This window comes from Asticcacaulis sp. (assembly GCF_035497195.1).
In the GTDB taxonomy this organism is placed as follows: domain Bacteria; phylum Pseudomonadota; class Alphaproteobacteria; order Caulobacterales; family Caulobacteraceae; genus Asticcacaulis.
The window spans coordinates 29,144-51,553 of the sequence record NZ_DATJDZ010000027.1 but is presented as its reverse complement, the minus strand read 5'-3'; the positions used below and the strand labels follow the sequence as shown (position 1 = coordinate 51,553).

Sequence of the window (22,410 nt, the reverse complement as noted above, 5' to 3'; positions counted from 1 at the left end):
TCGAAAACGGCCGATGGTTGATTTGCATCCGGTGAAACTTGTCAGGCGAACCGAAAGATGACAGAGAAGCGCATGGACTCCGGCTCCGGAGACGCCTGACCGAATGAGTCTTTACCCCGGACGCAGCGATATATGACTTTTGCGCCTCTTCTATCTCCGCCGGCTTTTGTCGCAACAGTAAGAGCAGCGTCATGAGTAAATCCGAAAGCCGTCCGCTTTCCGAACGCACCGCCAGGGCCGGCGCCTGGACAGTTGGCGGCAAACTGGCCGGCAAGGCGCTCGATTTCATATCCCTGCTCGTTCTGGCGCGTTTTCTTGGCCCCGCCGATTTCGGCGTCGTCGCCATGGCCCTGATCGCGGTCCAGGTGGTGGAGGCGCTGTCTGAACTGCCCCTGTCTGCCGTTTTGCTCAATGTGGAAAAGCCTACGGACAAGATGTACGACACCGCCTTCTCCATGGCAGTTCTTCGCTCGGTGGCCATTGTCACCGTCCTCGCCGTCCTGTCATGGCCGCTGTCGATAGTCTATCACGAACCCCGGCTTATCGCCCTGCAATGTGTGCTGGCCACAGCCCCGGCCATGCGCGGACTGGTTAGCCAGCGCCTGACCGAATTTGCCCGCGTCTTCGACTTTAGACGTAATGTGGCGCTCGAAATATTCGGCAAGGCCGCTTCACTGGTAATCGCCACAACGCTCGCCATCACCACCCACAGTTACTGGGCTATTGCCGCCGGCATGGTCTCCACCACACTGGTTATGATGATCGCCTCCTATATTTTTGCCCCGCAGCGTATCCGGTTCGATTTTTCCCAATGGCGCCTCTTCGCCGACATGGTTGGCTGGAACACCGCCGGCCAGGTCTTATCGGCGATTAACTGGCAGGTGGATAAGATCGTCCTGCCGCGTTTTGTCGACACCATGACCTTCGGTCGTTTCACCGCGGCCGACAACCTGATCGGCATCCCGTTGCAGGCCATCGTCGCGCCCCTTTCCGGACCGTTGTACTCGGCCTTTGTGGCCACACACGCCAAGACGGACCTGGCCCGCATCTATCTGAAAGTCTATGCCGGCATTTTATCACTGGTCGGTATTATTCTGCTGATGATCGCCATATTGTCAGAGCCGATCGTACGGCTCATATTAGGGCCGAAATGGCTGGAAACGGCCCCTATTCTGGCATGGCTGGCCCTTACGGCGATCGCCATGCTGCCCTCCACCATCCTGCCTCCGCTGGCCATGGCGCTGAACCAGACGCGCATGGTGTTCGTCAACCTGATGGTGCAGTTCGTGGTCAAGGTGCCACTTATCGTGGTTCTGGCGACCACCCTGCATTTGCAGGGCGTGCTTATCGGGCACGCCATTTCGTCCGCTGTTGTCTTCGTCACCTGCCTTTTTATCGTCAGGCATCTGATCGGCCTGTCCGTGAAAACACAACTTCTGGCGCTTGTACGTCCGGTCGCGGCGATGCTGCCGTCGGCAGCCTTCCTGCTGCTTGCTTTGAGGACATTCAGCGCCCAGGAGTCTGCGCTCTACCTCTTTTTAAACCTGATCTGGGTAGGCGCCGGCGCCGGCATCCTCTTCGCCGCCGGAAATCTGGCGCTTTGGAAGCTGGCCGGCTGTCCCGACAGCTACGAAAGCCTGGCGGTCCGAATGGCTGGAAACATCATCAGAAAAGGGCAGGCCGTCAAAAAAGTATAGGCCGGGAGCGTCCAGCCTGATACGGTATTTCATCCGGCATCAGCCGGACAGATTCTGTGGTCCGTTTCTTGCAACCGCGTCAGGAAACAAGCCAGAAAAACAAGCACTGACCCTTGTCAGCGTCTTATTCATCACCCCGGCAGCTTCGGAGTTCAGTATGCGTCTTACCTTGGTACAGTCGGTTATTTTCGGTGCGGCAGGTGCCGAATGAAGATAGCGATCGCCATTGCCACAGCCGGACGCCGTGAAGGATTGTCCGAGACGGTCGGGTATCTTCGCCGCCAGACGCGCCCCGCCGATGCTCTTTATATTTGCCCCGCCAGCGACGCTGACCTGGATGAGACCTGCCTGAAGGATTTTCCCAGCCCGACCCACGTCGTCCGGGGACCGCGCGGTTTGCCGGCGCAGCGCAACGCCATATTGCGACAAATGGCTGACGAGGATATCGTTATCTTTTTTGATGATGATTTCCTGCCTGAAGCCACTTTTATGGCTGAACTTGAAAGTCTTTATGCAAACAACCCTGACGTCCTGATGGCCACCGGTGATGTGGTCGCCGACGGCATCAAGGGCAAGGGCATAAGCCTGGATGAAGCCGTGAGCATCATCGAAGCCCTGCCGCCGCTTCCGGTCTGCGAGTTGAAGCCGTCCTATTCGGCTTATGGCTGCAACATGGCCGTGCGCATCGATGTGGCCCGGAAAGCGGGCATCGAATTTGATGAAACCCTTCCCCTTTACGCCTGGTGGGAAGATGTCGATTTTTCTCGCCGCATGGCGCGCCTGGGCCCGATCGTGAATTGCAACCGGATACGTGGCGTTCACCAGGGGAGCAAAAAGGGCCGCACACCGGGCAAGCGCATGGGATATAGCCAGATCGTCAACCTGATCTACCTGAATCGCAAGGGCAGCATTGAATCCACCATGGCATTCGGTCAGATTTCCAGACACATTGCGATGAATATGGCCCGGTCACTCTGGCCTGAACCCTGGGTTGACCGTCGTGGCCGCTTGGTCGGCAATCTGATAGCCCTGGGCGACGCGGCCAGGGGTAAGGTGGACCCGCAGCGAATTTTGGAAATGTAGGCGGCAACGGACCAGATGGTCGTTCGGTAAGACTGCAAAAGGTCGGCAAGTTGAAGTTCAGCATCATAATTGCGAATTATAATTACGAACGCTTTGTCGGCAAAGCCATAGACAGTGCGCTTGCCATCAGATGGCCCGACGTCGAGGTCATTGTTGTCGATGACGGCTCCACGGATCAGTCAAGGCAGGTTATCGCCGCCTATGGCGACCGCGTTCTCCCTATCCTGCAAAAGAATGCCGGGCAGCTCATCGCCTGCAATGTCGGCTTTGCCAAAGCCACCGGCGACTGGATTATTTTCCTCGACGCGGACGATCTGCTCGATCCTTCGATTGCCGAAGAAGTGGCGCGCGTCTCCACCCCGCGCACCAGCAAGGTGCAGTTTCTAATGGAACGAATCGACAGCGACGGACGACCGACCGGTTCGTGTTTCCCTACCTATACCCCCCCGCCAACACCTGAAAAAATAAGCGACTGGGCCGTCCGCCTCACCACCTACTCCACACCGCCCGGTTCGGGGAACGTTTATGCGCGCGCCTTCCTCGACAAAATTTTTCCGCTCGACAATGCCTGTGGCGACGCCCCTGACTCAGAACTGGTGACTGCGGCGCCCTTTTTCGGCGATGTCGTGACCGTCGAAAAACCCTTGGTGAAATATCGTGTTCACGGCGGCAATGACAGTAACCTGTTCGCTAAGGAAGGCCAGTTTGCCCGTGAGGTCGCGCGCGGCTACGCGCGATTCCTGTACTCGCAACGCATTGCGCAGACTGTTGGCATCGATATACCCGATGCCACTTTCCGCAAAAACCTGCATGTCCTTCAACACCGGATTCCTTCGGTGACGCTCAGTCCGGCGCTGCATCCCCTTCCGTGGGATAACAAATATCAGGTGCTGAAGGACACACTCACAACGACCTTCACATTTGACGCCATGTCGCGCAAACACAGGGTTGTTCTGCTCGCCTGGAGCATACTGACACTATTGGCCCCGAAACCGATCGCCAGGAAACTGATCCAGTTGAGGTTCAGCCACTAGGCTCAAATATCCGTTTCGGCCAGTGACAGCAGGGTGGCGTTGCCGCCGGCCGAGGTCGTATCCGTCGAGATGGTGCGCTCGCTGACGAAACGCATCAGGAAATGCGGGCCGCCAGCTTTCGGGCCGGTGCCGGACAGGCCCTCGCCGCCAAATGGCTGCGAGCCGACCACCGCGCCGATCATCGAGCGATTGACATAGAGGTTGCCGACGCGCGCCAGCTTGCTTACCGTTTCCGCGGTCGAGCGGATGCGGCTGTGCACCCCCATGGTCAGGCCATAGCCCTGGGCATTGATGCGGCCGACCAGATCTTCCAGTTCGCCGGCCTTCCAGGTGACGACGTGCAGCAACGGGCCGAACCATTCCGTCGTCAGGTCTTCAACTTGTTCCAGATGGATCAGGGTTGGCGGCACAAAAGTGCCCGTGCCCGCCGGTTTTTCCAGCGCATGAACCCACTTATCCTTCACCGACTGGCGATAGGCTTCAAGTTTATCACGGGCCGCCGCGTCGATCACCGGCCCAACGTCAGTACGGATATCGGCCGGATCGCCGGTCACCAGGGTATTCATTGCCCCTGTCAGCATTTTCAGCAGATTGTCGGCGATATCCTCCTGCACGATCAACAGGCGCAGGGCCGAACAGCGCTGGCCGGCGCTGCGAAAGGCCGAGGTGATGACATCGGCCACCACCTGCTCCGGCAGGGCCGAGGAGTCGACGATCATCGCATTCAGTCCGCCGGTTTCGGCGATCAGCGGCACGATCGGGCGGTTGTCGTCTTTCAGCAGGTTGCGGGCGATGGTGCGCGCCGTCGGCATGGAGCCGGTGAAGGCCACGCCATTGATCCCAGTGTGTGAAATGATGGCGTCACCGATCTCGACACCGCCGGGCAGGAAATGCAGGACTTCCGGCGGGATGCCGGCTCTGTAGGCCAGCTCGATGGCGCGGAAAGCGATGAGCGGCGTCTGCGGCGCCGGCTTGGCGACCACGGCGTTGCCAGTAACGAGTGCTGCCGTGATCTGGCCGAGAAAGATGGCCAGCGGGAAATTCCAAGGCGAGATGCAGGCAAAGACGCCACGTCCGACGAGGCGCAGTTCGTTGCGTTCGCCGGTCGGTCCCGGCAGGATTTCCTGTGCCAGACCAGAGCGGGCCTGCACGGCGTAATAGCGGCAGAAATCGACAGCTTCACGCACCTCGGCGACGGCATCACCGATCGTTTTGCCGGCTTCGCGGACGGCCAGACGCAGCAGTTCCGGACGGTTCTCTTCCAGCAGATCGGCCAGACGTTCCAGGCAGGCGGCGCGCTCTTCCACCGGACGCGCATTCCAGACCGGTGCGGCAGCCGTGGCGGCGGCAATGGCGCGGCGGACATCATAAGCGACGGCCTCGATGACCGTACCGACCATCGTGCCATCGGCCGGATTGATCACCGGACGGGCCTCGCCGGTCACCGGTTGACCGGAGACAAGCGCCGTGGCGTGGACGGGGTGCGCCTCGGCAACCACGGTCAATACGCTTGTCAGCGTCGCGGCGTCGTTCAGGTCAAGGCCCGCCGAATTGATGCGGCCGGGAAACAGGTCGGCTGGCTTGGCGATGCCAGGATGCGGACGGCCCTGAACGGACGAGATACGGGTTGCGGGGTCGGCCAAGAGCATGTCCTCCGTGATGGCGGTGTCGGCGAGTTGATGAACAAATGAGCTGTTGGCGCCGTTTTCCAGCAGGCGGCGCACGAGGTAGGCGAGCAATTCGCGGTGCCCCCCCACTGGCGCATAGGTACGGCAGGCGAAACCCTCCTCGCAGACCAGCCGCTCATGCAGGCCCTCCCCCATGCCGTGCAGACGCTGGAACTCGAAGTCACGGCGCTCGCCGGCCCAGTCGATCAGGGTGGCGACGGTCAGGGCGTTATGGCCGGCAAAGGCGGGATAGATGTGCGAAGCGTCAAACATGTCACGGGCGCAGGCGAGATAGGAGACATCGGTCGCCGCCTTGCGCGTGAAAAGCGGATAGTCGCTCATGCCGTCGACCTGGGCCTTCTTGATCTCGGAATCCCAATAGGCGCCCTTGACGAGCCGGACCATCAGCCTGTTGCCGGTGGCGGCGCCAAGCGCCTGCGCCCAGCCGACCAGCGGTCGGCAGCGCTTGCCATAGGCCTGGATGGCCAGGCCGAAGCCTTCCCAGCCGGAAAGCTGCGGATTGCGCGCCACGCCCTCGATGATATCAAGCGACATCATCAGACGCTCGGTTTCCTCGGCATCTACCGTCAAGCCGATCCCGAGGCCAGCGGCCTGGCGCGCCAGTTGCGTCATCATTTCGGTCAGTTCGGGCACACAGGCGGCGGCATTGGCGACCTCATAACGCGGATGCAGGGCCGACAGCTTGACCGAGATATTGTGGCCCGGCACCTTTTTCGACGCGCCAACAGCCGCGATCGCGTGCTCATAGGATGTGTAATAGCGCTCGGCGTCTTCGGTTGTGCGGGCAGACTCGCCCAGCATGTCGAAACTGGCGGTAAAGCCTTTATTCTCCGGCCTGGCGGCACGGTCAAGCGCCTCGTTGATATTGCGGCCCATGACAAAGACCCCCCCCATCATTTTCATGGCGGCGGCGACGCCGGCGCGGATAAAGGGTTCGCCGGCGCGCGCCAGAAGCCCTTTCAAAGCGCCGCCCTCGTCGGCAACCAATGCGCGCGTCAGGACCAATCCGAAAGTGGCGGAATTGACCAGTTTGGAATCGGACTGGCCGGAATGCGCTTTCCAGTCGGCGTCCCCCAGCTTGTCGCGGATAAGCAGGTCCGCTGTAGCGCTGTCGGGAACGCGCAGGTAAGCCTCGGCCAAGGACAGAAGCGCCACGCCCTCCTGGGTATTTAGGCGGTATTCATGCAGGAAGCGGTTGATCCAGCCGGACTTTTGCGCCGCGCGCAGATCATTGAGGATCAAGCCGGCCTGGCCGAGGACGCGCGCGCGCGTTGCGGCATCGAGCGTGGCCGCCGGCAGCAGACTTTCCAGAACATCCGGTTCGACCGCGCGCAACAGGGCGATCATTTCCGAGCGGGCGAAATCGAGCGCACCTTGCATTTTCATGGCGGTCTTCCCTACAGGTTATATATCCTGTATATTTCGGATATGGCCGAAGGTGCTTGGTATTTTTTCCTATATAGCCGATGATAATTTGCAAAAAAGGCTATTTTTCCGAAGGAATTTACATGCTTGATGAAATGGATCGCCGCCTCCTGCGCGCCCTTCAGGAAGACGGCCGGATCACCAACCAGGCGCTCGCTGAAGCCTGTCATATCTCGCCGGCGGCCTGTTTTGACCGCGTCAAGCGGCTGCGCAGCAAGGGCTACATTCTCAGCACTATGGCGGTGCTCGATCCTGTGAAGCTGGATTGCGCCCTGATGATCTTTGTCGAGGTCCTGCTTGACCGCACGACAAGCGGCCTGTTCGAGGAATTCGCCCGCGCCGTGATGCGCCGGCCGGAAATCATGGAATGTCATATGGTCGGCGGCGGGTTCGACTACCTGATCAAGGTGCGTGTCAAGGATATGGCCGCTTACCGGCATTTCCTCGGCACTACGCTGGTCGATATGCCCGGCGTACGCGAAACCCGGACCTATGCCGTGCTCGAAGAGGTCAAAAATACCCAGGCCCTGCCTGTGTAGTTGCAGGCAAAAAAAAGCCGCGCACTACGGCGCGGCCAAGTTTACAGGGAGGAAACGCCCAGGAAGGGCATCAACGCTGAAAAGCGTCGAACAATCGTATAATATGCTGCAATGCGAGATATTTCAAGAGCGATCGTATCAATTTTAATCACATTGCATATGCGATCCGCAACAATCGTCCTGATTGCGTGATTATCGCATCCGGCGCTTCTCACGCATGATGACCTGATCGAGGGTTTGCAGGAACTGCGAGCGATTGGCGGCGGAAAAAGGCGGTGGGCCGCCGGTGATGTCTCCGGTCGAGCGGATATGTTCCATAAGGGCACGGCTGGCCAGTGCGGCGCCGATCGAATCAGGCGTAAAGGCCCGGCCATTGGGTGCGATGGCGTGGGCGTCCTTCGCCAGAACCCGCGCCGCCAGCGGAATATCGTTGGTGATCACCACATCGCCGGCCACCGCCTGTTCGGCGATCCAGTCGTCGGCGACATCCGGCCCGGCCTCGACGATCCTCCGCTCGATCAGCGGCGACTGGGGGATCTGGATAAAACTATTTGATACTACAAAGGTTTTCACCCCATAACGGGCGGCGACCTTGTAGGTTTCGTCCTTTACAGGACAGGCGTCGGCATCGATAAAGAGGGTGATCGTCATGCCGCGTCGTAACAGATCACCCCCATCGCGCCCACACATTTTTGTGTCTTTTCACTGAGACTGCATGACCCCCAGAGGACGGCGCCCTCTTCCCGGCGATGTGGTTCAATGCGCCATTCCGGGACCGGGCGACCGGAAGACATCGGACCGATGCAGTGATTGTGCTCTAGTAGGAACCACGCTGCGTCAGGATGCTCGGACCGGTGGCGGCCAGGATATAGAGGTAGAGCCACAGGTTGCGGCGGCGGCAATACAGGCGATCCATAGCCACACGGCGGCTGTAGCTGACATTGTTGCGACCGGAAACCTGCCACAAGCCGGTAATGCCGGGCCTGACCGAGGCGTAACGAACAAAGGTCCGGCCGTACTTGCAGATTTCGTCATGGACGATCGGACGCGGGCCAACCAGGCTCATATCGCCCTTCAGCACGTTCCACAGTTGCGGAAACTCATCGAGGCTGGTCTTGCGGATGAAACGGCCGAAACCAGTAATCCGCGGGTCGTGCTTCAGTTTATGGTCACGTATCCATTCAGCACGGGCGGCGGCGTCGGTGGCCAGCAGATTCTTGAGGCGAATCTGGGCGTCCACCAGCATACTGCGGAACTTGTAACAGGTGAAGCTGCGGCCACCGTAACCAATACGGGTCTGGCCATAGAATATCGAACCGCCATCCTGCGCCTTGACCATCAGCCCGACGGAAATCAGCACCGGCGCGAAGAAAATCAACGCCAACAGGCTTATAACGATATCGAGCGTGCGGATAAGTATATCCGAAGAGCGCTTGCGCAATGTCTGGAACGCACGGAAAGACGGACGCGACCTTTCGATGATCGCATACTGCAAGGTCAGGTCGGCATTGCCGTCAATCTGAACGCTTTGCCCCCTTACATAGTACATCAGGTTTTCCAATCGACTTATAATCCGCATGAAATTAAGCTTGTGTAACGTCGCTGGAGTCAAGGCGCAAGTGATGCGGCATATAGGGTTCGCGCATTTTTTGCCCCAAATTGGCCTTTTTTGCCACAACGATATTATGGTATTTTAATACCACAAATACTAGATCGACATAAAGGCCTGAACTCCGGCTTCGCAGGTGAACCCGGAGATATGCATGAAACATGCCAGCCCTTGCCACGAAAGTAATGATATCAAATTTCCATTAATAAACAAAAAATAACTACCAATTTTCCGTATAACTCACAAAATTACTTCAACACCACCCAAATATACATAACATTAACCACGAATTTGCAATTATTAAAATAAATATTGCTTCATATTCATACAATACAATTTACACATACACAGCACGCCTTAAATGCCCCCAACCTTTCGTTAACCAACTACTGAAAGCAAGCCTTAAGCATTAAATGTCATGATGCCATATATTATAACGTGTTGAAGTGAGAAGCCCATGTCGCGCTTGAAGGCAAAGCCTGAAACGGCACAAATGCTACCTGAAGTGCGGGAGACGGCTTCCGATTCCGTAACCTTGATGGCGGCCCGTGCCGATATGACCCCACACCACTCGCCTGCCCTTGCCCTGCAAGCCAGCCTCGAACAATCGTGGGGCGCCAGACACGGGCGTGACGCGGCGCAGGTCACCAAGATTCCTTTCGGCTGGACGCTCATCGGCATGTCGGTCGTCTGCGCTGCTTTTTGGTACGCGCTCCTGCACCTGGTATTCTGAAATCAAGCCTCCCCGGTCGTGGTTCCCCGATCGTGGCTCAATGTCCCACGGGCAGCTGCCGTATTGCCGGCCATAGCGAAGCCACACCCGAGCAACAGAGCTACAAACATAGCCAGCGCCGGCTCCTGAAACGCGTAGTCGGTAAAGCCATGCAGCAGGAACACCAGATATCCCGCCAGTATGGCCCAGATACGTCCGCCCATCTGATGGCGCCGGCGCGCGCCTGAAACCATCGGCGCCAGGACCGCGAGGTTCAGCAGGGCCAGCCCGGCAAGTCCGACAATGCCTGTTTCCTCGAACCACTGAAGATAAACATTGTGCATGGCCCGCATGACCGCCAACGCCGGATAATCCTCAGCCGTTACGATATGATCGTTCACCGTATTGAATGAACCCAGGCCCGAACCGAGCCACGACTTATGCGCGGCGAAGCTAAAATGGCTTTTCAGGATTGTAGCCCGCTCCAGTGCATCACCGTCTATGCCGTCAAACCGCCCGATAACGCTTGTGAGGGGCGTGGCGAAAATAACGGCCAACCCCACGAGCGCCGCCGCGCCGATGGCCGCCAGTTTAGGGACGGACAGGCGCCGGTGCAGCAGCAGAACGCACAGTCCCGCCGCACAGATCATCGTCGAGAAGATGGCGCCGCGTGAAACCGTCAGCATCAGGGTCGCCAGACTGACCGCGCAAACCCCCGCCATCACCGGATCTATACGTTCGAGGATCTGAGGCTCCTGCCGGGTCAGCATACGACTAACGACGCGACCGAGCGCCATGACGCCCAGGGCGCCGAAAAGAGTGCCCGCGCTGTTGGGGGAACTGAACGCGCCGGTCAGGCGTCCGGCGCCGAATTTCTCGAAACCATAGATGCCGGCCGGATCGAGGATGAACATGACGATGGACGCCACCGCCCAGGCTCCGCCGGCATACAGCAGGGCCTCGAATAATCTTTTTGCCCGATCATCCGTCAGCGAGCAGCGCAGGCCGAGCGCAAAGGCGCAGATAACGCCGCCCAGTTTTATAGCCGCAAGCCACGCCGCCGAGGGATCATAAACGACAAAAGCCGTGGATAGGGCAAGCGCAACGATAAAAATCGCAAAAGCGATCAGGAGGGATTTGACGGCCTTGCGCTGAGCAAGCGCCGGATTTTCGGCAACCGGCAGGATGAAGGCCGCAGCCGTCAAGGCGGCGAAAAGGGCCGCCAGCATCGTCGCGGCGGCCGGCAGGTCGGAACCGCGTATGGCGAAGGCCGTCAAAACGACCACCGAAACCAACCCCGGCCACAGCCAGGCAGAATATTTATGAATCCCCATGCGTTCCCTCACCAGCTTTACCCGATCTTAGAGGAGGCCGTGCCGAAGTACGAGGCCCTTCTCGCGTAAAGCGCAAAAAAGCCCTCTCTGCCACATATGGCGCGGGAAAGAATTTGTGCAAAAACAATCAGGCTAAACATATATAAAGGTCCGCGTGCTTAGTGTAATCAATACAAAACCGCACCCTTGCCCCATTCAAAACCCGCAAATCTGATGAACGCCGATAATTTTTCTTTTGATGCCAAGATTATGCAAAGGCGCCCCCAGTCTTTACTCGCAAAAAGCAGCCCGCCGACGCCATGCAGGGCTTATTTTAACGGCAGGTTCCTCACCGCCTCGCCGGCGGGTGTGCATCGTGTCGCCGAAGAACTGATCGTCGCGGTGGACAGCCTCCTTTCTGCGGAACCGGCGCTCGCCGCAGCGTTTGACCTGACCCTGGCCACGCCAAAAGACATCCGCCGTCAGCCGAAACTTGACCTGGTGCACAGCAAGACCGGCGGGCGCCTTTCGGGCGTCTTCTGGGAACAATTCGACCTGCCCCGCCTGACCTCCGGCGGCCTGTGCGTCAGCCTGTGCAATGCGGGGCCTCTGGTCAGGCGCAACGCCATGACAATGCTGCATGATGCGCAGGTCTATTCGATGCCCGCCTCTTACTCTTTCGCCTTTCGGACATGGTATAAAATTACCCATCCCCTGATTGGCCGGCATCACAAACATATCCTGACCGTCTCCGCCTTTTCCAAATCAGAGCTTGTGCGTTACGGCGTGGCGCCCGCGGAAAAGATCAGCGTCATCCCCAATGGCTGCGATCATATCCTGCGCATCATACCGGATGACACAACGATCGGGCGTTATGCTCTTCAAAACAAACCCTATGTGCTGTCTCTGGCGAATACCCAGTTTCACAAGAATATCCGTGTCCTTCTGGAAGCCTTTGCCGATCCCGCTTTGAAACACACGACCTTGGCGCTTTTCGGCGGCGCAACGGCCGCGGACTTTCAAGCCATCGGGTATGGGGTTCCTGAAAACGTATTGTTTCTCGGACGCATATCAGACGCAGAAATGGTGGCCTTGATGCAGGGGGCGGTCGCCTTCGCCTGCCCGTCATTGACGGAGGGGTTCGGCTTGCCGCCGCTGGAAGCCATGTTGCTCGGCTGCCCGTCAATTGTAGCGCCATGCGGGGCCCTGCCGGAAGTCTGCGGCGATGCGGCGCTGATTGCCGATCCGCACGACGCCACCGCCTGGACCGAACAGATTTCACGTTTGGTAAAAGATGAGGCCATGAGAGACGACATACGTGCGAAAGGGCTGCATCAGGCGGGAAAATTCACCTGGGACCGCGCCGCACGCCGGCTTTTGCGAACAATTGCCGAGGTGGAAAATATCCCTGTTCCCAAGGAATTGTTGCTTTAGGATCACAACCGGACGATACCCGTCCGGTTCAAAACCGAAAATTATTTGAATGTTAATTTTAATCATATAATCAGTAAGTTATATAACTATCAGCCCTATTTGGTAAAGCGGACGCATCTCATGGAATCCATCATTGTTCTGGGCGGCGCCGGCTATATCGGCAGCCAGGCCTGCAAAACACTGCTCGCCGCAGGCATCCAGCCGGTGACCTATGATAATTTGTCCCTCGGCCATGAGTCCTTTGTCAAATACGGCCCCCTGGTAAAGGGCGACCTGCTCGATACGGCGTTGCTCAGCGACACCATCCGCCGTTATAACGCCAGTTGCGTCATGCACTTCGCCGCCTTGGCCAGCGTCGCGGATTCCGTAACGGATCCGGCCAGCTATTACCGCAACAATGTCACCGGCACACTGTCCGTGCTCGAAGCCATGCGCGCGACAGACTGCCGTTCCCTGGTCTTCTCATCGACCTGTGCCATTTACGGACAGCCGGAAATCGTGCCGATCGATGAAACCTGCGCCAAAAACCCGATCAATTCTTACGGCCGCAGCAAGCTGATTTGCGAGCATATGATGAATGATTACAGCGCCGCCTATGGTATCCGCTCGATCGCGCTGCGTTATTTCAATGCGGTCGGGGCCGATTTCGACGGCGAGATTGGTGAATTCCGCGACAACGAAACCCACATCATTCCGCGCGCCCTGATGTACCTGCTCGGATACATTGATGAATTCATCATTCATGGCAGCGATTTTCCGACGCCGGACGGTACGGCGATCCGCGACTATATCCATGTCAAGGATCTGGCGGAGGCCCACATCTCGGCGGCCCGCCTTCTGGCTGATGGTCATGCCGGTGGCGCCTATAATCTGGGTCAGGGCACCGGTTATTCGGTGCTTGAGGTCCTGTCGGCGATTGAGCGCATTACCGGCCGTAAAATGCCGGCCGTCACGGGCGGGCGCCGTCAAGGTGATCCGGCCATTCTGGTGGCGCAACCTGCTCTGGCGCGCAGCGTTCTTGGCTTTGCCCCGCATTATTCGTCACTGGAAGATATCATCGGCTCGGCATGGGCCTGGCATCAGAAGGCCCATCCGCAAAAGAGCCTCCCCCTTACGCCGGCAAGGGTGATATAGGCGTCACGCGGATACCTTTCGCGTCCCTTCGGTGCCCGTCGGCGCGACATCAGTGCTCTTGCGCCGGTTGTGCCAGGAAACGATGGCGGCAGCGAACATCGTGCCGAACAGGAAGGCATTCTTCAGACCGAAATCCGCCGAGGTGCCCGCCAGAATACCCGCCGTCAAACCGGGCAGGAAAGACCAGCGCAGGCCGGAAACCAGCGCGACATTGACAGCATCCCCCGGATAGGCCCGCCGCAACATGGATTGCAGCGCGAAGCCGTAATAGAGCAGTCCGCCCAAGACGCCTGTATTGCTCAAAGTGGCGACGATCTCGTTGGACGCCCGCGTGCCACCCATGCCGACTCCCAGACCATAGGTATCAAGCAAGGCCTGCCATGAGGTCAGGGTCCAGAAAGAACGCTCCTCGAAAGAAGAAGTATGTGTCTTCTTGAGAACCATCTGGTCGAAAAGTCTGAAAATCGAATCGAAAATTTCCGGACGGGCGATGAAGGCCATAAATACGATCGCCGCCACGGCGGAGGCCGTCCAGAATTCCAGTTCCAGTTCGCGTCCGGCCCTGGTGCCTCGCCTTGCTTTCTTGGCGCGCCACAGGAAGTCCAGCCCGGCGAAGGCGCCGAAAACAACAAGAGCGACATAGGCCGAAGACGACGTGGACAGCCAGACAAACAGCAGCAGCAACGCCGCCACGATTGGAACCACCTTGTTGCGGTAAAAGGAATCGGTGATGGCATGTCGCAGGAAATACAGCAATGTCAGCAACTGGGTGCACAGGGCGCCGTAGCTGGACGCTTCAGGCATCAGGCCAACGACACGCCTTGTGCCGCCTTCAAGCGTTACGTCCGTCAATAACGCGTAACTGGCCGTGCGAAAAGGCTCAAGCAGCCATTCCAATGGCGCAAAATGGCTCGCAAAATCCAGCACACCGGTGATGATCGTTATCGCTCCACCAACGCAAAGCGCTTTAAGCGCCTCTTGCTGTTGTTTGGCGTCGAGCATCAGACGGGCGAACGTCACGACCGTGATGACCGAAATGGTCAGGTACATGATTTGAGAAATATTCTGCGTCGTCGGCTCCAGGAATTCGGACTGAAGATACCGTGTCAGCTTCATCGGGACGATTATGACGCTGCCCGCGAAAAAGCGCGGGCTGAATATCGTCACCAGGACGGCGACCGCCCAGAACAGCGTCAGTAACACCAGCCCCCGGGGTGCGAAAAGGGCGGAGAGGCCGAACTTGATCGCCCTGCCCGTCAGGAATGTTCGCAAAAACAGGAGACAGGCGACGATCGGCGTCGGCGTGAAGGTCAGGCCCATCGTCATGGTCGTCGGGAAGACGGCGAAAGACCCAAAAGGCATGGTCGCAAAAAAAAGATAGATGAGGAGCGACCTATTGCCAAACAGGCCGATCACAGCGAGTCCCCAGAATATCGCTATCGGGATATAGTCCATCTGCCCTATAATCCCTTACGGTTCAGGTGAAAAACGATGGTGTCCGGGTGCGCGTACCAAGACGTCTTTCTGTCATGTTTCGGTTTGGCTGACAAGTTCATGCCACATCCCGCAGTTGCGCTTCAATAAAGGTTTGCAGCCGGCCCTTGAAGATATCACGGTTCCAGCCCTGGGCGTGCAGGCGAATAGCAGCCGGATCGAAATCATCCGGCCTCGTCTCAAACCGGACCATAGCGTCCATCAGACTCTCCGCGGTCTGCACATCGAAGAACAGACCCGTTTGGCCGTCGACGACCGTTTCGACCGCCCCGCCGCGCCGGTAAGCCAGAACGGGCCGGCCGCTGGCCATAACCTCAAGCGGCACGATGCCGAAGTCTTCCACGCCCGGAAAGAGCAGCGCCCGACAGTTGCGGAAATGGTGCGCCATCGCCTGGTCATCGATCTTGTCGAGGAAGATGATGGTCGGTCCCGCCTGGCGCTTCATTTCCTTAGTCGCCCCTGAGCCAATGACGATCAGCCGTTTGTTCAGGCGCGTGCAGGCCTCGATGGCGATGTCGATACGCTTGTAAGGCGTGATCTGGCCGGCACAGAGGTAATAGTCCTCCGGTGCGTCGGATGGCTCGAAACGCGATACATCGACCGGCGGATGGATAACCGTGGCCTCGCGCCGGTAGAACTTCCCGATACGTTTGGCCACGAAGGCCGAGTTGGCGATGAAATGATCGACCCGCGCCGAGGTCGTTACGTCCCACGCACGCAGCCAGCTTGAGGTCAGGCGCATAGCCAGGCGCGCCAACCAGCCGGACTTGCGATAATATTGCGGGTAGAGGTCCCAGATATAGCGCATCGGCGAATGGCAGTAGCAGATATGTACGGAATCCGGCGGCGGAATAATGCCCTTGGCCGGTCCGGCCTCGCTCGACAGGATGAGGTCATACCCCGACAGATCGAAGGATTCCAGGGCCTGCGGCATCAGCGGCAGCATCTTCTGGTAAAAGCGCCGGCCGCCGATTTTTTGCAGAAAAGAAGTGGTGATTTTGTGCTTCAGAAGAGTCGGGGACAGCTTGTTCCGATCCACCACCAGGGTGAAGATATCGGCGTCCGGGTACAATTCGCACAGGCATTCGAGAACCTTCTCGCCGCCTCTCATGCCGACCAGCCAATAGTGAACGATAGCGACTTTCATCAGATATTTGCCTTGCAACACCCATAGTCCTGCGCCCCTTTACGCAGGGACAAGGGGGCTATTCCTGATAGTACTTCTTGTACTGATCGTAGTAATAGCCGCTGTCGCCATAGCCGTACTTGGCCTGTTCCTTGACATTGACCTGGGTAAGCACAACACCGCAAACATGGGCGCCGGTTTCGGTGAGCAGATCGAGCGAGGCTTGGGCGGCCTTGCGCTGCGTCTTGCGCCAGCGAACCAGCATGGCCACCACATCGGCTTTACGCGCCAGGATACGGGTATCGACCACAGCCAGCACCGGCGCCGTATCGAGGATCACCACATCGAAGCTGGCACGCAGCTTATCGAGGAGAATATCCATCGCTTCGGAGCCGAAAACATCCTTCGGCGTATAGGCGCTTTCAACCAATGGCAGGTACAGAACGTTGGTCAGATCGTCCTTGATCAGAACATCGTTCAGTTCAGCCTTACCGGCCAGGACTTCGAGTAAGCCGCCTTCGACGGGGCCGGTGATGTACTGGTTGATCGAGCGACGGCGCAGGTCGCAATCGACCACCACGACAGATTGCCCCGACAGCGCCATGACACGCGCCAGACAGACGGCAGTCGTCGTCTTGCCTTCGCCCGGCAGGGACGAGGTTACCGCGATAACCTTTACTTCATGACCGATACGCGAATAGATCAGGGCGGCGCGCATAATGCGGAAGCCTTCGGAAAAAACCGATAGCGGCTTATCAACCACATATTGTGCCGGCGTCGCCTTCTGACCGCGCGTCAGTGTCGAGGTCAGATCGGCGATATTACCGAGGTGCGGTTGGCGCAGGATGGTTTCGACATCCGTCGCCGTCGTCAGGCCGCTGTCCAGCGCGCGACGGATCAAAACCGATCCTGTAGCCGCGCCAAGCGCACCAATGAAGGCCAGGGCCAGGGAGATTGGAATCTTCGGTGCGCTCGGCCCGGTAGGCAGGGCGGCGTTCGATACGATCCTGGCGTCGGAGCGATCAATGCCTTCCTGCGATGAGGTTTGTTTGAAACGATCCAGATAGGACTGATACAAGGTGGTGACGGCATCGGCATTGCGTTGCAGTTCGTTAAGCTTGACCATCGCCTGATTGTTGCCAACCAGTTGCCCCTTCGCCTGCGCCACGCTGCCGGCGAGCGACGCTGTGCGCTGACGCTGGATCTCAGCCTGCGCTTCAAGATTCGACAGAATACGCTGGATTTCGGCGCGAATCTGAGCGTCGATATCGGCGAGTTGGTCATTCGCCTTGATGATATCCGGGTGCTTGCTGCCATAGCGTGACTGGAGATCGGCCAGGCGCTGGCTGACCTGCGCCCGTTGGGCGCGCAGGTTCTTGACGACATCGGAATTCATCGCTTCGCCGACATCTTCACCGCTCGAACCGGTATGCAGCTGCCGCCTGGCGACCGACAGGCGCGCTTCGCTTTCGGCCCGATCCACTTTCACACCGGCCAATTGTTGATCGAGCGTGGTGATCTGCTGCTGGCCAAGCGTATTGTCGGCCGAAACCGCCAGAAGATTATGCGAAATCTTGTACTGCTGCACCGCCGTCTCGGCCGCTTCAACCTGCGTGCGCAGGTCGCCGAGGCGTGAATTCAACCAGTCATTGGCTTCCTTGGTGGCCTGGAACTTGGTCTCCAACTGTTGCGACAGATAAAGACGCGCCCATTCATTGGCGATCCGCGCCGCCTTTTCCGGTGAGGTCGAGGTGAAGGAGATCGTGATAATCCGGGTCGCGCCCGAACGCTCAACCGTTAATCGATCCAGGACATTATTGAGCACATCCTCGTGCCGGGCCTGGACCTCCAAAGGAGTCAAGCGATGGCTATCCGACGTGTTCTTGATCAAACCGAAGAAATGACTGCCGCTAAGCGATGGATTGAATTCGGGGTCCTGATCCAGTTGCAAAGAGCGCAAAACCCGATCACCCAGCGAATTGGATTTGAGTATCTCGACCTCGGTGTCAACCGTCGCCGCATCGGGCGGCAATCCGGACAGAACATCCTGATCCGACGTCGTGTTCATGGTCCGCGGGTCCATCATCACGCTGGCCGTCGCCGTGTACCGCGGCACCTGCATCAGCACAGGCACGATAATCAGCAGGAAAACGCATCCGAAAATAACCGCGAAGAATCGACTGAACCGTCTGAAATCCGCAATAATGGCGGCCAGGTCGAGTGAAGGCAGCAGACTGTCCGACACATCGGTTTCAGTGGAGTGTTTATCCGAGATCATAAATTGTGCCAGATTATCGTGAGATTGAACAGGAGCCCGGATTAATTTATCCGAGACCTACACCTTAATACTGAAGACCTAAAGAAACCTTCAATGCGTTGTCCTTGTAACCCGGAATCGCGTCGCCGCCCTTGGATTTGTTCTCGCTGTAGGTATAACCGCCGCGAATGACGATGTGGCGGTTGACAAGATACTTGGCCCCTAACCACAAAGTCGTCCGGTCATCGGTACGATCGACGCCGTTATATTCGTCGGTCGTATAACCATAGGATGCGCTGAGAACCAGCGTCCGGAGCAATTCATAATCCGCCCCGATCTCCGAGGCCGTCGATGTATAGCCGGACGCGCCGAGTTGTGGCGTTTCCTGGATCGTGCGGGCCGTCTTGGCGGAAACAGTCAACAATTGGGTCGGAAAATACTGGATGTTCGCCAAAAACGACACCCCGTCCACCTTTTCAAACGCCGGATTGTCATAGGTCTGCTCCTGATAGCCAAGCTGCGCTTCACCACGGATAAGGTTCGTTAGATCAAAACTGGCGCCGATAGCCACATCGTAGCCGTCCGAGTCGCGGTTTATGGTCTGGTCATCATAATCACGTGTATTTCCAATCCAGGCAGCATAAAGCGCCGTGTCGGGACTCAACGCATAGTCGGCGTGACCGGCATATTCCACACGTCTGTAATCCCGGTAATCCTGAGAGATTGGGCCGCCGGCCAGAATGGCGTTTTCATAATTTATATCGGTCAGGGTTGCCTGACCGGTAAAGCGCAGACGGTTGCCTTCCGCGACGAAACCGGCGTTCACGACGGACGCCTTGTATTCAATCGGCTTGATCAGAGACGTCGAAACGGTCTGGCTCGCCGGCTCGTAAAGCGCCTCGAAGCCATCGCTGTAGCTAAGGCCGCCGAACAAATTGCTACGGCCGTGGATATCGAGACGCCCGCCAACAGCCGCTTCCCAACTCGTGGTGTTCTGGTTGTCGTTGTCGGCATAGTTCGTCATGGTCGAACGCACCGAGGCCGTCAACTGATGGCGGCCCCAGTCCGAAGCGATGCGCACAGCCGGCGTTATGGCCGAATAGGTGTCCGAAACCTCGTTTATGTCTTTATAATAGATGTTGTCGTTGCGGCTCACATCGATATCAAGCGACGGGGATACGTCGAATACGCCCCAGCGCAAGCCCCGCGGTTCATATTCAGGCGGGATGCGCTCGGTCACCGCGATATTGCGGTCACGAGCGAAATTGGAATCCTGCGCGTGCGCTGCATTGGCTGCAAGCAAGGCAACGGAAAGCACCACCAGCGATGTGCCGTATTTCATATTTATCCCCGTCATACTGACAAAGTTATTGGAAAAAGCCCTGCGGACGCGGGCCGGAACTAAAACAAAAATGCGCCGGATTAACCCGCGCGATAACCAGCCCCTGCCGGTGCGCCATTCGGTGCGACGGGCAGGCTGTAACCTTTGCCGCGGCCATTAATCGCGCCGGGCGCCGTCTGATCGAACAGCTTCGTCAGGTCGCCCTGGACGCGACCGAAAGCGGCGGCGACGTTCTTTGACAGGTTCGGTGTATTGGAGGCGCGGGTCAGGGCCGTGGAGATGCTTAAGGTAGGAACCCCGGCGGCCACCTGGGCCTTGATGTCGTTTTCGATGGCGACGACGATCAGGGCGATGACATCTTCCGAGGCCGCGGCGTCACGTGCCGTCGCGTGAGCGCTCTGGCCAGGCTGGCTGGCGCCTTCACCGGCGACCGACGGGCCGTTACCCGTGGCGTTCGCTATGGCGGCGGCATCGCTGCCCAGGGCGACGAAAGCGGCTTCTTCCGCCTGGTTCGCCGTCGAAACCAGCTTCATCGCTAAAGAGGACGATACTTTTTCGACGCTCGCCGGCGCAAGACCGGCAGGCGCGGCGACAGCGACGGCGGCGACCGACAGGCCGACTGCGGCGCCAAGTCCCAGGATGATCTTTTTCATTGTCTTCGAGTCCCCTCGGCGGCGAGAAGAATCTCTTCCCGCACTTGCTAAAACGAAATCATAATACTGTTATCGATTCAAGCTCATTAGCCTAAACCGCCTTCGGTGCAAAGCGATTACACCTAAAGTGATACCTAAAAGTAACGTTCGGCGATGCGAATCGTATCGCCTGGCGCCACCAGCGTCATGGATGTCAGAGGCACATCCTCTTCGGCCGTCGCCCCGGCATGGCGAATGAACACTTTTTTCTGATTGGCACGGTAACTGAAGCCTGACGCCAGGGCGACGGCGTTCACAACCGTTATACCGTTGCTATAAGGATATTCGCCCGGCTTGTTGACTTCACCGAGGATGTAAAATGGCCGAAAACTGAGCACCTCGATGCTGACGCGCGGGTCCTTGAGGTAGCCTTCCTTGAAGGCGCTCTCAATCTTCATCTGCAACTGCGTCGCCGTCAGGCCGGCCGCATGGACTTCGCGGATAAGCGGCAGAGACACCACGCCGTCGCCCGAAATCATAAACTCACCGCTCAGATCCGGCTCGCCGAAAATGATCAGGCGAATCTTGTCACCCGAACCGAGCCTGTATTCATACCCAGCACTCGCTGTCGCCGTTACCGGAACGGCGACCGGCGCATCAGCCACCTGGGCGTGCACTGCGCCGCCTGTGCCGAAAAGGGTCATTGCCGTGAGCGCCAGCCCCATCAGGGCCAGCCGCAGCCGGATCGAAAATACCTGCAATCTGTTCACGTCGCCTCTCAAGAATTTAAAGGAGGTTGTCCCAATTTTACGCTATATACGCTTACATATGCCGTTTACAGCCTATCTGACCAGCAAGACTGCAAAACCCATGCCAGAAAATAGGGCCTGCCAGAAGATATGACCAGACAGGTAAACTACAGGCGAACCTGGATGATACGGCGCGAAACATCCTTCAGCCGGACCGCCGTCAGCACGCCAGTGGCATAAGCGCCGCTGTCGATACCGATGCGCCAGCGCTTGTCGGCCGGCTCGTCTTCCGGCGTATGGCCATGCACCACCACGAAATCACATGCTTTTTCCGACGCCATGAAAGCCCCTCTCACCCACAGGAAGGTTTCCGGCCCTTGCGCCTCCAGCGGCTGATCCGGCCGGACACCCGCATGAACGAACACATAGTCATCGACCTTCAGCAGATACTTCATGGTCTTGAGAAGCGCCAGATGCGCTTCGGGCAGGGCCGCGGCGAACGTCTGGCGCGCCTCTTCCCACTGTGCCGGATCGGTACGGGACGCAGGCAAGGCTACGCCATATGATCCCAGCGTACTGCCACCGCCATAATCGTTCCAGGCCGGGCCATGCTGCGCCGTGTACAGGAACTTCAGCAGAGATTCCTCGTGATTCCCGAGCAGCACCTCAACGTCGCACCACACCTCATTCTGGAGCTCCAGTATACGTGACAGGACGGCGGAAGACTCCGGCCCCCTATCGACATAATCCCCCAGCAGGACGATCAGGGGACGCTCAGTCCTCGCCATCTCATCGGCGCGGATATGCTGGATCATGCGCTCGAACAGATCGAGACGCCCATGTATATCTCCGATCGCATAGACCAGCCGCCCGATCCGCGACGCCGGCGGCTCAGGTTTTGACCTCGATGTCCCGAAAAAAGACTTGAGTGCTGCCAGCATGAGTGTGTGATTAATCCCGAAACCCGGAAACAGTCTATTCTTCCGCAATGCAACACTCAAGGGCAGGCCGTCCGATTTTAATCATTTGCACAGCGGTGTGGGAAAAAAGCCCGCGCAAATCACAGCCTGCAGTGAAGGGGGCGACGCGCATCATTAAATTATAATCTTAATTTATGTAAACCATACCTTTACATGAGTTGT

The 22,410-nt window shown here is 58.1% G+C and carries 18 protein-coding genes; 7 read left to right on the top strand and 11 right to left on the bottom strand.

Going from position 1 to position 22,410, the window contains the following annotated elements:
* Positions 1–191 precede the first annotated feature (191 nt).
* The 3 genes from VL130_RS16110 to VL130_RS16100 all read left to right on the top strand — a co-directional run bounded on the left by VL130_RS16110 (position 192) and on the right by VL130_RS16100 (position 3,814).
* Positions 192–1,697 (top strand): oligosaccharide flippase family protein, encoded by a 1,506-nt coding sequence (locus VL130_RS16110; protein ID WP_325364373.1) that lies wholly within the window; start codon positions 192–194, stop codon positions 1,695–1,697.
* Between the two features lie 207 nt (positions 1,698–1,904).
* Positions 1,905–2,780 (top strand): glycosyl transferase, encoded by an 876-nt coding sequence (locus VL130_RS16105; RefSeq protein ID WP_325364371.1) that lies wholly within the window; start codon positions 1,905–1,907, stop codon positions 2,778–2,780.
* A 50-nt stretch (positions 2,781–2,830) separates the two neighbouring features.
* On the top strand, positions 2,831–3,814 hold the full coding sequence (locus VL130_RS16100) for a glycosyltransferase family A protein (RefSeq protein WP_325364369.1): 984 nt from the start codon (positions 2,831–2,833) through the stop codon (positions 3,812–3,814).
* A 2-nt stretch (positions 3,815–3,816) separates the two neighbouring features.
* Here the strand turns inward: VL130_RS16100 and putA are convergent, their stop codons facing one another.
* Positions 3,817–6,888: a bifunctional proline dehydrogenase/L-glutamate gamma-semialdehyde dehydrogenase PutA gene (gene putA / locus VL130_RS16095; RefSeq protein WP_325364367.1), complete on the bottom strand. Its 3,072-nt coding sequence runs from the start codon at positions 6,886–6,888 to the stop codon at positions 3,817–3,819.
* A gap of 122 nt (positions 6,889–7,010) precedes the next feature.
* Between putA and VL130_RS16090 the strand changes: the two genes are divergently transcribed.
* Positions 7,011–7,466, top strand: coding sequence for an Lrp/AsnC ligand binding domain-containing protein (locus VL130_RS16090; protein WP_325364365.1), 456 nt, complete (start codon positions 7,011–7,013; stop codon positions 7,464–7,466).
* A gap of 192 nt (positions 7,467–7,658) precedes the next feature.
* Here the strand turns inward: VL130_RS16090 and VL130_RS16085 are convergent, their stop codons facing one another.
* The gene (locus tag VL130_RS16085) at positions 7,659–8,117 is read right to left on the bottom strand and encodes a YaiI/YqxD family protein (protein ID WP_325364363.1); all 459 of its coding nucleotides are present in this window, start codon (positions 8,115–8,117) and stop codon (positions 7,659–7,661) included.
* Between the two features lie 166 nt (positions 8,118–8,283).
* The gene (locus tag VL130_RS16080; protein ID WP_325364361.1) at positions 8,284–9,045 is read right to left on the bottom strand and encodes a sugar transferase; all 762 of its coding nucleotides are present in this window, start codon (positions 9,043–9,045) and stop codon (positions 8,284–8,286) included.
* A 487-nt stretch (positions 9,046–9,532) separates the two neighbouring features.
* On the opposite strand from VL130_RS16080, the gene VL130_RS16075 reads away from it, so the two are divergent.
* A complete protein-coding gene (locus VL130_RS16075; protein WP_325364359.1) occupies positions 9,533–9,808 on the top strand; it encodes a hypothetical protein in 276 nt (91 codons plus the stop codon).
* Between the two features lie 2 nt (positions 9,809–9,810).
* On the opposite strand, the gene VL130_RS16070 is transcribed toward VL130_RS16075, so the two are convergent.
* Positions 9,811–11,121 carry an O-antigen ligase family protein gene (locus VL130_RS16070; RefSeq protein WP_325364357.1) on the bottom strand — a complete coding sequence of 437 codons (1,311 nt, stop codon included), beginning with the start codon at positions 11,119–11,121 and terminating at the stop codon, positions 9,811–9,813.
* 381 nt (positions 11,122–11,502) lie between these two features.
* On the opposite strand from VL130_RS16070, the gene VL130_RS16065 reads away from it, so the two are divergent.
* Both VL130_RS16065 and galE read left to right on the top strand, forming a co-directional pair.
* On the top strand, positions 11,503–12,534 hold the full coding sequence (locus VL130_RS16065) for a glycosyltransferase family 1 protein (protein ID WP_325364355.1): 1,032 nt from the start codon (positions 11,503–11,505) through the stop codon (positions 12,532–12,534).
* Positions 12,535–12,654: 120 nt separating this feature from the next.
* On the top strand, positions 12,655–13,668 hold the full coding sequence (galE, locus tag VL130_RS16060) for a UDP-glucose 4-epimerase GalE (protein ID WP_325364353.1): 1,014 nt from the start codon (positions 12,655–12,657) through the stop codon (positions 13,666–13,668).
* A gap of 3 nt (positions 13,669–13,671) precedes the next feature.
* Here galE and VL130_RS16055 read toward each other — a convergent pair whose 3' ends face one another.
* The 7 genes from VL130_RS16055 to VL130_RS16025 all read right to left on the bottom strand — a co-directional run bounded on the left by VL130_RS16055 (position 13,672) and on the right by VL130_RS16025 (position 22,209).
* Positions 13,672–15,123, bottom strand: a complete 1,452-nt coding sequence (locus VL130_RS16055) for a hypothetical protein (RefSeq protein WP_325364351.1) — start codon at positions 15,121–15,123, stop codon at positions 13,672–13,674.
* Positions 15,124–15,220: 97 nt separating this feature from the next.
* Positions 15,221–16,309: a glycosyltransferase gene (locus VL130_RS16050; RefSeq protein ID WP_325364349.1), complete on the bottom strand. Its 1,089-nt coding sequence runs from the start codon at positions 16,307–16,309 to the stop codon at positions 15,221–15,223.
* Between the two features lie 58 nt (positions 16,310–16,367).
* Complete coding sequence (locus VL130_RS16045; RefSeq protein WP_325364347.1) at positions 16,368–18,566, bottom strand: polysaccharide biosynthesis tyrosine autokinase; 2,199 nt, start codon at positions 18,564–18,566, stop codon at positions 16,368–16,370.
* Between the two features lie 64 nt (positions 18,567–18,630).
* Positions 18,631–19,887 carry an outer membrane beta-barrel protein gene (locus VL130_RS16040; protein ID WP_325364345.1) on the bottom strand — a complete coding sequence of 419 codons (1,257 nt, stop codon included), beginning with the start codon at positions 19,885–19,887 and terminating at the stop codon, positions 18,631–18,633.
* An 80-nt stretch (positions 19,888–19,967) separates the two neighbouring features.
* Positions 19,968–20,540: a hypothetical protein gene (locus VL130_RS16035; protein ID WP_325364343.1), complete on the bottom strand. Its 573-nt coding sequence runs from the start codon at positions 20,538–20,540 to the stop codon at positions 19,968–19,970.
* 134 nt (positions 20,541–20,674) lie between these two features.
* The gene (locus VL130_RS16030) at positions 20,675–21,289 is read right to left on the bottom strand and encodes a polysaccharide biosynthesis/export family protein (protein WP_325364341.1); all 615 of its coding nucleotides are present in this window, start codon (positions 21,287–21,289) and stop codon (positions 20,675–20,677) included.
* A gap of 146 nt (positions 21,290–21,435) precedes the next feature.
* Positions 21,436–22,209, bottom strand: a complete 774-nt coding sequence (locus tag VL130_RS16025; RefSeq protein ID WP_325364339.1) for a metallophosphoesterase family protein — start codon at positions 22,207–22,209, stop codon at positions 21,436–21,438.
* Positions 22,210–22,410 lie beyond the last annotated feature (201 nt).